Here is a 10527-nt window from a genome sequence, read left to right as displayed (position 1 = left end):
CCTTCACCTGGCTCGACGCCTCGGAACCGGCCCCGGACACCCTCTCCCTCGCCGCCAAGCTCCTCCAGGTCGACTACGAACCCGGCGCGACGACCAGCCGCGTCGTCATCACCCAGCCGCTGCCCGCGCACCACGTGCAGCTCGACGAGCAGCGCGCCCGCCTCGCGGAGATCCTCAGGGGCAGCGCGGGCTCCACCGAGGCGGACGACCTGCGCGCCCAGACCCGCGACCTGATCGCCACGCTGGAGGAGACGCGCGCCCAGCGGGAGGAACTGCTCAAGCTCAACGAAGAGCTGGAGGAGACCAACCGGGGCGTCCTCGCGCTGTACACCGAGCTGACGCACGAACTGGAGACCACCAACAGCGGAGTGCTCGCCCTCCACTCCGAGCTGGAGGACAAGCGCCAGCAGCTCCAGGAGGCGAGCGAGGCCAAGACCCGGTTCTGGACCAACATCAGCCACGAACTGCGCACCCCGGTGAACTCCGTGGTGGCCCTCGCCTCCCTGCTCCTCGCCCCCGACTCACCCCGGCTCGGCGACGAGCAGCGCGAGCAGATCGGGCTCATCGCGACCTCGGGACGCACCCTGCTGACCCTCGTCGGTGACCTCCTCGACGTCGCGAAGGCCGAGGCCGGTCACCTGGAGATCCACCCGGAACCGGTCGATCTGGGGGTGCTCGTGGCCCACCTGCGCGGCCTCCTCCTCAGCAGCCACGCCCACGACCGCACCACCCTCGTCACCCCGGACCTCGAAGCGCTTCCGGCCCTGGTGACGGACGAGACGCTGCTGACCCGCATCCTGCGCAACCTGCTCTCCAACGCCCTGAAGTTCACCGACCGGGGCGAAGTCCGCCTGGACGTCCGGACCGGCCCCGCACCGGACGCCCCCGCGGTGCTGTTCACCGTCACCGACACCGGCGTCGGCATCCCCGCCGACGAGACCGACCGCGTCTTCGAGGCGTTCTACCAGGTACGCGGCCCCCACCAGAGCGGACGCCCCGGCACCGGACTCGGCCTGCCCTACGCCCGCACCCTCGCCGAACTGCTCGGCGGCTCCCTCACCCTGACCAGCACCCTGGGCGAGGGCACCCGGGTGGAGCTGCGCCTGCCGGACCTCAGCCACCCCCGCCCCGACAACCCGGAACCCGAAGGGCCAGGCCGTGCCTCTTGAAGCCTCCGACCCGCAACCCGCCACGGTTCTGGTCATCGACGACAACGACACCAACCGCTACGTCCTGAGCAGTTGGCTGCGGCGCGCCGGCCACACCGTCATCGACGCGAGCACCGGTGAGCAGGGCCTCACCCACCTGCACAGCACGGCAGGGCCCCTCCCGGACATCGCGATCATCGACGTACGCCTGCCCGACATGAGCGGCTTCGAGGTCAGCGAGCGCGTCAAGAGCGACCCGCGTACGGACCACCTCCCGGTCATCCAGATATCGGCGGCCGCCATCAGCCCCGACGACCACGCGGAGGGCCTGCGCCGCGGCGCGGACGCCTACCTCGACCAGCCCCTTGACCCGGGCGAACTCCTGGCGACGGTCGCCGCCACCCTGCGCTACGCCCGCGCCCGCCAGCGCGCCGAACGCCTCGCGCAACGGCTCATCACCCTGAACCGGGCGACGCTCGACCTCTACAGCGCCGTCGGCTTCCACTCCTTCGCCTCGGCGGCCACCGGCGGCACGTCCGCGGTCCTCGCCACCCCGGCCAGCGCGGTGTTCCTCTCGCCCCAGGCGCAAGCGGTGCACAGCATGACCGAGGACCCGCACAGCCCCGTCCGGGCCCACGCCACCCACCCCGACCTCCTGGACCAGCTCGCGGCCCGTGGACTGCACCAGCACACCGGGGTCACGGTCGTCCGCCTCCCGTCCGGCGACTGGCACGCGCTGCTGCCCGCCGACCATCTCAGCGGAGACATCGCCCTGGCGATCGCCCGCACCAAACGCGGCCGTCCCCCCGTCTGCCTGGCCGTCCCGGCCGACGCCCTGCAGAGCCCCGACGACGAACAGCTCCTGAAGCAACTGGCCAACGCCAGCGCCCTGGCCCTCGAAGCGCTGCGCACCTACAACGAGGAACACGCCCTGGGCCTGGCCCTCCAGCGTTCGTTCCTGCCCGCGCAACTGCCCGCCGTCCCCGGCGTCACCATGGCCTTCCGCTACCTGCCCGCCTCCGAACACGCCGAGATCGGCGGGGACTTCTACGAGGCGGTCGAGACGGTCAACGGCCTGCTGCTGGCCATCGGCGACGTGGTGGGGCACTCGGTGACCGCCGCCACCGTCATGGGCGAGGTGCGCCACGCCCTGCGCGCCTACGCGATCGAGGGCCACCTGCCCCACCACATCCTCAAGCACCTGGAGACGCTGCTCGGGCAGTCGCAGCCCGGCATCACCGTCACCCTCTGCCTCGTCCTCATCGAGGCGGACACGGGCAGCCTGCACATCGCCAACGCCGGACACATACCTCCGCTGGTCATCCCGCCGGGGGAGCAGCCGAGGTTCCACACCGCGCACGGCCCCCTGCTCGGCCTCGGCCTGCCGCATCCGCCGCCCGCCGTCGTCAAGGCCCCGCCCGGCACCCGGCTCGTCCTGGTCACCGACGGTCTCGTCGAGGTCCGCAGCACCAACCTGGACACCACCCTGGCCGAGTTCCGCGACGCCGTGGCCACCGGACCGGCCGACCTCGACGACCTCTGCGAACTGCTCCTGCGCCGCTTCGGCCAGAACAAGGACGACGACATCGCCCTCCTGGCGGCCCAGTTCGCCTGAGCCCGAGCGCAACGCCCGGGGGCGCGCGTGATCTGCTCCCGCTCGCGCACGACTTGGGGGGAAGGTGGAGAAGTCCCAGGCGCCTGATGTCAGTGGTCGCCCTCATACTCGGAGACAACCGCCGTTCGAGGGAGGGCTGATGGCGTTCCGTGCCGTGCACGCGGCGTGGGGGACCGTGTTCGCGCACCTGCCCGACCTCGGCCGCGGACAGGCGTGGGAGTCGGTGTGGACGGTCCGCCCGCCGCAAGGCCCCCAGGGACGGCTGGCGGACCGAGCTTCCCGACGCTCCGGACGGCAACCCCGTCGCCCGAATGAAGTCAGGGGCCGCGCCACCGCATCCCCGACGACCCACCGACACCCCCTGCGCGTGCCCCGAACCGCTCCTGGTCGTGACGGTCGCGGGCCGCTCCCGCCCCGCCGAGCCCAGCGAGATACCGAGTCCGGCCGCCGCCCTGTCCACCGCCACCTGCGACGCGTGCGGCGGCCCGTACGACCGGCCGTGGCGCCGCCGCACGGCGTGAGCGCCGCCGCAGCGCGTGAGAGCCTGTGTCATATCCCCGGCCGGGCGTGCGACGCCTGGCACGCACCCTCGCCGCGTTACCGAAAAGCCCTAGTAGCTCCGCTACGAGGGCTCTCCGGCGCCTTGCGATCGCACGCACCAGACGCCGCACGCTGGTCCGACCGGGGATATGACACAGGCTCTGAGTGCCGCGCAGCGCGTGACCACGTGCGCGTACCGGCAGAGGCGCCTCCGGTTGACCTTGACACGGTGGCAAGGTCTTCACTTCCGGTCGAGGAGGTGGTCTCGATGACGGTCACGGGACAGGGCAAAGACACGGTGGGAGCGCTGCGGGGGCTGGCGGACGGGCGGTCGTCCGTGCGGTTGCGGGCCGCGCTGGCGCTGGGGACCGCGCCCGATCCGGAGTACGTGGACGCACTCGTGGAGCGGTGCGCGGTCGAGCCGGAGTTCTTCGTCCGCGACATGCTGACCTGGGCGCTCACCCGGCATCCGGTGTCCATGACGCTGCCCGCGCTGCTCCGCGAGGTCCGCTCGGAGCGGGCACAGGCACGGAGTCAGGCACTGCACACGCTGTCCAAGATCGGGGACCGGCGGGCGTGGCCGGCGATCACCCGTGCGCTGCTGGCCGACGCCGACGACGAGGTGGCGCGCAGCGCCTGGCGTACCGCGGTCGTCCTCGTACCCGAAGACGAGCGGCCCGCGCTCGCCGCGGTCCTCGCCACGCAGCTCGGGCGCGGCGAGCGCGCGACGCGGTTGAGTCTCAGCCGGGCGCTCGTCGAACTGGACGAGGTGATCGAGCCGGAGCTGCGTGCTGCGACGATGGTCCCCGACCCGGGCGTGCGCGCGCACGCGCTCGCCACGGAGCGGCTGCTGCGTGACCCGGACGCCGGATTCGAGTCCGCGATCGAGGAAGCGAAGCGCGTCGTGGCCCTCGGCGGGCCCGGCCAGGAGGGACAAGAGCGACAGCCGAGTTGGGAAGGACAGCAGAGCCAGGGAGGACAGCAGAGCCAGGAAGGACAGTAGGACGTGTTGATCGGTGAGGTGGCGCGACGGTCCGGCGTCAGTGCCCGGATGCTCCGGCACTACGAGTCCCTCGGTCTCGTGCGGCCGTCGGCCCGTACGGGCTCCGGCTATCGGGAGTACTCCGAGGCGGACATCCGGCGGATCTTCCACATCGAGAGCCTGCGGTCGCTCGGTCTCTCGCTGCGTGAGATCGGCCGCGCGCTCGACGACCCGGGGTTCACGCCCTCGGCGCTCGTCGGCGACCTCGTCCACCGGACCCGCGAACGCATCGCCGCCGAGACCGAACTGCTCACCCGGCTGCACCGGATCGACGCCGCGGAGCCGGGCGGCTGGGAGGACGTCCTCCAGGTCATCTCGCTCCTTCAGGCGCTCGGTTCGACGAGCCCCGGCGCCCGCCAGCGCGCGGCGCTCGCCACGGTCGACGGGAGCCCACCGCCGGTGGCGGCCCTGGCCGAGGCGGCGCTGAGCGAGACGGATCCGAACGTCGCCGGAGCCCTTCGGTGGGCCCTGGCGCGTTCGGGCGATTCAGGCGCCGCGCTGCTCGCGGAGGGCCTCGGTTCACCGGCGGCCGCGGTGCGCGAGCGCGCCGTCCTGTCCCTCGCCGAACTGCCCTGCGACGAGGCGGCCACCCACCTGCGGAGCGCCCTCGCCGACCCCGACGCGGTGGTGCGCGGTCGGGCGGCTCTGGCGCTCGGGGCGCGCGGTGAGAGCGACGCGATCCCGATGCTCGTCGACATGATCGTGGCGGGGCGGAACGACACCGATGCCGCCGACGCGCTGAGCGCGCTGGCGGGCGACACCGCCACGGCGGACCGGATCGCGGCCCGGCTCGTGGACCGCCTCGCCCACGCCACCACCGAAGCGCCCGCGCGCGGACGCCTGACCCAGGCACTGGCCTCCGTCCCCGGGCCCGTGGCGGCACACGCCCTCACGGACCTCACGCAGGACGAGGACCGCGCGGTCGCGCTGACCGCGACGTACGTTCTGCGACTGCGCGAGACATCGTGCTGAGCGTGGGACATCGTGCTGAGCGTGGGACGTCGTACGGAGCGCGAGACGTCGTAGTGAGCGCGGGACTGTTGACCGAGCGGGCGAGCGGTGTTTGAGTGACCCAAGGACAGAAAGCGCTTGCTATGGGGGTGCCCGCTCGATGCTGAATGTTCCGGTGCACGGTCCGGCCCCGCTGCCGGGCGCCGTGGGTCTCTCCCATCTGAGCCCCTACCCGTGGGAGGCCGCCGACGGCGTCTGCGGCGGCAGCCCCCACCTGCACCTGGTGTGCACCGAGGCGTACGTCGTCACCGGCGGAAGCGGCGCCGTGCAGACGCTCAGCCCGGACGGCTACCGCGACATCCCGCTGACGGAGGGCTCGCTGGCCTGGTTCACGCCCGGCACCGTGCACCGCATGGTGGACGGCGGCGACCTGCGCATCACCGTCCTGATGCAGAACAACGGCCTGCCCGAGGCCGGAGACGCCGTCTTCACCTTCCCGCCCGCCGTACTCGCCGACCCCGAGCGGTACGCGTCCCTGGCGCGGCTCCCCGCGGGCGGTGGCCCGGAGACGGAACGGGCGGCGCGCACACGGCGCGATCTGGCGGTCGAGGGGTACCTGCCGCTGCGGGAGGCGCTCCTCGCCGGGGACAACGGCCCCTACCTGGCCTTCCAGCGCGCGGCGGCGCACCTGGTCAGGGAGCGGGTGCCGCGCTGGCGCGAGCTGTGGCGGGCCGGAGCGCTGGCCGCGGCGGAACGCACCGGCGCGCAGCTCGACGCGCTGGAGGTGGGCAGCCCCGCCTACCTCGCCCGCGCCGCCTCCCACGACACGGCTCCCTCGCGGCGCGGCGGCTACGGCATGTGCGGGCGACGGGACGAGTACGAACTGCCGGATGCTCGCCGGTCGAGTCCGCCCGTCCCAGGTCATCGCTGACGTCGTCGGGAGGCCCGTCGGCGGATCACCCCGACGGGTCGACGACGCGTCCCGCCGAGACGACGGTACGGACCCGCCGCACCGCCTCCAGATCCGCCAGCGGGTCGCCGTCGACGAGGAGCAGGTCCGCACGGAATCCGGGGGCGATCCGTCCCGTCACGGCGCCGAGTCCGAGGGCCTCGGCGCCGCGCCGCGTGGCCATGTCGATGACCCGGCCGTTGGGGATGCCGAGGTGGGCGTAGAACGTGAGCGCGCCTGGCAGGCCGTCGAAACCGGTGCGCTGCACTCCGGCGTCGGTGCCGAGGACGATGTTCGCCCCGGCCTCGGCCATCTGCCTGACCTGGTCGGACATCGTGGCCGCGCGCTCCTCGCCGAACACCCTGGGCAGCAGCCGCCAGTGCGGGCTGACGGTCAGGCTGACCGCGATGTGCTCGTCCACGATGCGCCGCAGGACGTCCTGCCGGAGGTCGAAGCCGTCCTCGGTCATCCAGGTGCAGTGCTCCAGGGTGTCCGCTCCGGCCGCCACCGCCGCGGCGATCGCGTCGGCTCCATGGGCGTGCGCGGCGACCGGCAGCCCCGCGGCGTGCGCCTCGTCGACCAGGGCGCGCAGCTCCGCGGGCGAGAACTGGCTCTGCCAGCTCCGGGGACCGTCCTTGGTGAGCCCGCCACCGCTGGTCATGACCTTGATGACGGCGGCACCGGCCGCGATGTTGCGCCGTACCAGGTCGCGCACCTGCGCCTCGCCGGACACCTCGCCGCCGAGGAAGTGGCAGTGCCCGCCGGGCGGGGTCGCCGGGGTGCCCGCCGCAAGCACGTGCGGCCCGGTCAGACGGCCCGCCTCGACCCCGGCGGCGACGCGGAGGGCGAGGCCGTTGCGGTCCCCGAGGTCGCGTGCCGTCGTGATGCCGGTGCGCAGCAGCCGTTCGGCGCGCCGGGCCATCCGGTCGAGGAGTACGTCGTCGGGGTTCCGCAGACCCGCGACGGGTTCGGTGCCGCCGTCGAAGATCAGGTGCACATGGGAGTCGACGAGGCCCGGCATGACGGTGCCGGAGTGGTCCAGGCGCCGGACGCCGGGCTTTGCCCGCCGTCCCACCTCGTCACGGGGCCCGACAGCGACGATCACCCCGCCGTCGACGAGGACGGCGCCGTCCCGAAGACAAGTGCCGGTGTCCGTCAGAACACGGTCCGCGGTGATCAGCATCGCCCTCCTCTCCCCGAGGGGCGTGCCCCTAAGTGCGGTCCGGCCCGCCGGTCAGGTATTCGTAGGTGCCGGTCATGTCGAGCAGTTGCTTCAGCGCCGGGCCGATGTTGTCCAGGTGGAAGGTGATGCCGCTCCGTGAGGCGGTGCGCTGGAGCTGGAGGAGTGTCGAGAGGCCCATGGAGTCGATCATCTTGAGGTCGGCGCAGTCCAGCCGCAGGGCCTTGGCGTCGCGCTGCTCGTGCAGGGCGGAGTGGACCCGCTGGAGCACGTCGTCGCTGGTGTCGTAGTCCAGGTCGCCGCGGAGGGACACGCTCACCGTGCGCGGGTCGTCCGAGGGCGCCACGTCGGAATGGGCATCTGGAGAGGTAGTCACAGGGCTAGTCCAGCGTAGGGGTCAGGGGCGGGTGAGGGCGGTACGCCCGGCGTCGATGAAGCGGTGGGCGCGGGGAAAGTCTCGCAACTGTTCGTCCAGCAGGTCCAGGCCGGGCACCAGGGAACGGGCCGGTACGCCGCGTGCGCTGAGCACATCGGCGGTCCACCGCAGGAAACCGGTGAAGACCTCGGTGTCGTCGGTGTAGAGGGCGGCGGTCAGGAAGTCGACGATGTGGGCGAGGTCCTCCGCGGTGCGCTCGCGCTGCTCGTCGGTGTAGTCCCGCATCGCGGGGAAGCGTTCCTGCAAGCCGTGCAGGGTGTCGCGGACCAGGCGGGTGGAGGAGCGGGCCACCAGGGTGTACTCCTGGTCCGCCAGGTGCGGCAGGTCGTCGACCATCTGATGCGGCGGTCTGGGCGCGGGCAGGGGACCGGCGGCCAGCCGCTCTGCGGCGGCGCGCGCGTCGCGCTCCCAGGCGTCGGCGCCGAGGAGCCGGGCGTAGCGGCCGTCGGCGCCGAAGGCCAGGCCGCCCGCCATCACGGGCGTCCCGGCCGCCTGGCAGGCGGTGATCGCCGCGTGCGCCAGGGCCAGCCGCGTGGGCAGCGAGCTCGACAGGCACACCGCGTCGGGACCGGTGCGGTGGATATGGCTGATCAGATGGGCGGTGGGCACCTGCGCGCCGAGGTAGTCCACCCGCCAGCCGCGCAGCCGCAGCGTCTCGGCGACGAGACGGGCGGGCAGGGCGTGCCACTCCTGGTCCACACACGCGACGGTGATCCGGCCGTGGCTGACGGCGGGCCGCTCGGCGGGCAGGGCGGCGATGGCGCGGTCGTTGATCGCGGTGGCCGCGTGCTCGTCGGCCACGCTCATGCGGTTGGCGGCCCACTCCAGGCCCACCCTGTGCTGCACGGCGCCGATGACGTCCAGGAGCACCGCCTCGGGTCCGAGCCCGGCCCGGAGCGCGTCGCGGACGACGTCGGTGGCGGAGTACTCGTCCCCGGCCCGCACGGCGACCCACAGCTTGTCCGCCCAGGCGGCGGCCCTGGCGTCCTGGCCGGGTGAGGACAGACGGGCCCCGACCTGGTGGCGGGCGGACCCGCCCTCGGCTTCGGTGGTACGCGTGGTCATGGCGTATACCTGCCCCGAGTCGTGCCGTTCACCGCACTGAGATGGGCGCCGCGGGGCGCCGAGATCGCCACGACGGCGATGTCGTCGTGGCGGCCGCCGCCGATCCACTGCGAGGTGACCATCTGGACGCGCTCGACGACGGCCTCGGCGGGCATGCCCGCGCACTCGCCGAGGGCGCGCCGCAGCCGGGCGTCACCGAACATCGTGTCGCCGAGCGGGCCGCCTCTGGCCTCGGTGACACCGTCGGTGAACAGCAGGCAGGTCTCGCCCGGCGCGAGCCGCACCCGGGCGGTGCGCGAGGTGATGTCGGGCAGCACCCCGATCAGACTGCCGCCGGTGTCGGCCTCCTCGACGCGCCCGTCGCGCCGCACGATCAGCGGCGCGGGATGCCCGGCCGAGGTCAGCCGGAGCACCACGCCGCGCTCGTCGCGGCGCACCGACGCCAGCACCAGCGTCGCGAAGCGGGTGTGGTGGCTGGTGCGCAGCGCGTTGTTGAGCAGGCGCAGCATCCTGGCGTGGTCGTCGGCGAGCGGCAGCAGGGCGTGCAGCGTGTTGCGGATCTTCCCGGTGAGCACCGCGGCCTCCAGGCCCTTGCCCGCCACGTCACCGAGGACCGCGAGGGTCTCGGGGGAGTCGTCGCCGGGCGGGTGCACGTCGTAGAAGTCGCCGCCGACCCGCTCACTGTCCATGCTGGGCCGGTAGCCGCCCGCGAACTCCACCTCCTCGATGGAGTGCAGGTCCGGCGGCAGCAGCTCCCGCATGAGCGTGTCGGAGATCGCGTTCTGCTCCGCGAACAGACGCGCCGCCGACATCGCCGCACCGGCACGGGCGGCGAAGAGCCCGGCGAGGGCCTCCTCTGCGTCGCTGAAGGCGGCCGTGTGCGTACGGCGCAGCAGGATCAGCGCCCCGGCCGACACACCGTGACCCGGCAGCGGCGTGATCGCCAGCGAACCGACCTCCCCGAATCCCTCGGGCACCAGCCACGCGGGCGCCGTGGAGGGGTCTATCCAGCGTGAGGGCACCGGCGGGAACCCGCGCAGCGCCTCGGCGAGCCCGGGGACGCTCTCCGGGCCCTCGCGCACCGTCCCGCGCGACACCTCGCCCCGCTCGTCGCACCGCACCAGCGTCAGCTTCCGGGCCGCGGTGGGCGCGATGACCAGCGCGGCGTCGGCGAGATACTCGGCGGCCAGTTGCGCGGTGGTGTCCATGCAGCGGTCCTGGTTCAGCGACGCCGACAGGGCGCTGGACGCCTTGGACAGGAATTGCGTACGCCCCCGCTCCGCCTCCAGTTCCCGTACCGCCCAGCGGTGGGCCGTCTCCTCCACCAGCCACCACGCCGTGCCGCCGTCGGCTGTGGCGGAGGGCTGCGCCGAGAAGAACCGCTCGCCCACCGCGCCGCTGACGGATGCCGGGTGCGCGGCTCCGCTGGCGGCGGCGAGCCACGCCGGTGACGGCAGGCTCCGGCCGGTGTGGGCGGCGGGCAGCAGGTCGGACGCCGCGTCATTGATCTCCGCGACACGTCCGTCCGCGCCTACGACCACCACTGGATAGGGGGCGGTGGCGGCGCTCACCGTGCTTGACGCACGGATGCGGGGGCGGGC

Annotated in this window: 10 protein-coding genes; 6 read left to right on the top strand and 4 right to left on the bottom strand. The window is 73.4% G+C overall.

The genetic code is table 11. The features are described 5' to 3' along the window. From AB8Z36_RS21475 to AB8Z36_RS21450, 6 genes are all read left to right on the top strand, one after another. Positions 1 to 1169 (top strand): sensor histidine kinase (locus tag AB8Z36_RS21475; RefSeq protein ID WP_369214979.1); only part of this gene is annotated, 1169 nt, incomplete at its 5' end. Next, positions 1159 to 2763, top strand: coding sequence for a SpoIIE family protein phosphatase (locus tag AB8Z36_RS21470; RefSeq protein WP_369214978.1), 1605 nt, complete (start codon positions 1159 to 1161; stop codon positions 2761 to 2763). The genes AB8Z36_RS21475 and AB8Z36_RS21470, both read left to right, overlap by 11 nt. Positions 2764 to 3152: 389 nt before the next feature. Next, positions 3153 to 3284: a hypothetical protein gene (locus tag AB8Z36_RS21465; RefSeq protein ID WP_369214977.1), complete on the top strand. Its 132-nt coding sequence runs from the start codon at positions 3153 to 3155 to the stop codon at positions 3282 to 3284. Positions 3285 to 3571: 287 nt separating this feature from the next. Continuing rightward, positions 3572 to 4306, top strand: a complete 735-nt coding sequence (locus AB8Z36_RS21460; RefSeq protein WP_369214976.1) for a HEAT repeat domain-containing protein — start codon at positions 3572 to 3574, stop codon at positions 4304 to 4306. 3 nt (positions 4307 to 4309) lie between these two features. After that, positions 4310 to 5317, top strand: a complete 1008-nt coding sequence (locus tag AB8Z36_RS21455; RefSeq protein ID WP_369214975.1) for a MerR family transcriptional regulator — start codon at positions 4310 to 4312, stop codon at positions 5315 to 5317. Positions 5318 to 5456: 139 nt separating this feature from the next. Beyond that, positions 5457 to 6227, top strand: a complete 771-nt coding sequence (locus AB8Z36_RS21450) for a cupin (protein ID WP_369214974.1) — start codon at positions 5457 to 5459, stop codon at positions 6225 to 6227. Between the two features lie 25 nt (positions 6228 to 6252). On the opposite strand, the gene AB8Z36_RS21445 is transcribed toward AB8Z36_RS21450, so the two are convergent. From AB8Z36_RS21445 to AB8Z36_RS21430, 4 genes are all read right to left on the bottom strand, one after another. Then, entirely contained in the window at positions 6253 to 7428 is a 1176-nt protein-coding gene (locus AB8Z36_RS21445) for an amidohydrolase family protein (RefSeq protein WP_369214973.1), read from the bottom strand. Between the two features lie 28 nt (positions 7429 to 7456). Further along, entirely contained in the window at positions 7457 to 7744 is a 288-nt protein-coding gene (locus AB8Z36_RS21440; protein WP_369214972.1) for an STAS domain-containing protein, read from the bottom strand. A gap of 78 nt (positions 7745 to 7822) precedes the next feature. Continuing rightward, positions 7823 to 8926, bottom strand: coding sequence for a cobalamin B12-binding domain-containing protein (locus tag AB8Z36_RS21435; protein WP_369214971.1), 1104 nt, complete (start codon positions 8924 to 8926; stop codon positions 7823 to 7825). Next, on the bottom strand, positions 8923 to 10470 hold the full coding sequence (locus AB8Z36_RS21430) for a PP2C family protein-serine/threonine phosphatase (protein WP_369214980.1): 1548 nt from the start codon (positions 10468 to 10470) through the stop codon (positions 8923 to 8925). The genes AB8Z36_RS21435 and AB8Z36_RS21430 overlap by 4 nt, the downstream gene beginning before the upstream one ends. Positions 10471 to 10527 lie beyond the last annotated feature (57 nt).

The sequence above is a fragment of the Streptomyces flavofungini genome (assembly GCF_041028215.1).
GTDB classification, from domain to species: Bacteria; Actinomycetota; Actinomycetes; order Streptomycetales; family Streptomycetaceae; genus Streptomyces; species Streptomyces flavofungini_B.
The sequence above is the reverse complement of the archived record's forward strand: the minus strand, read 5'-3'. Positions and strand labels throughout refer to the sequence as shown.

What these genes read in the sequence shown, in the direction of transcription:
- AB8Z36_RS21445 (WP_369214973.1), bottom strand. Translation starts at nt 7,428, where the DNA reads ATGCTGATCACCGCGGACCGTGTTCTGACGGACACCGGCACTTGTCTT.
- AB8Z36_RS21450 (WP_369214974.1), top strand. Translation starts at nt 5,457, where the DNA reads ATGCTGAATGTTCCGGTGCACGGTCCGGCCCCGCTGCCGGGCGCCGTG.
- AB8Z36_RS21460 (WP_369214976.1), top strand. Translation starts at nt 3,572, where the DNA reads ATGACGGTCACGGGACAGGGCAAAGACACGGTGGGAGCGCTGCGGGGG.
- AB8Z36_RS21435 (WP_369214971.1), bottom strand. Translation starts at nt 8,926, where the DNA reads ATGACCACGCGTACCACCGAAGCCGAGGGCGGGTCCGCCCGCCACCAG.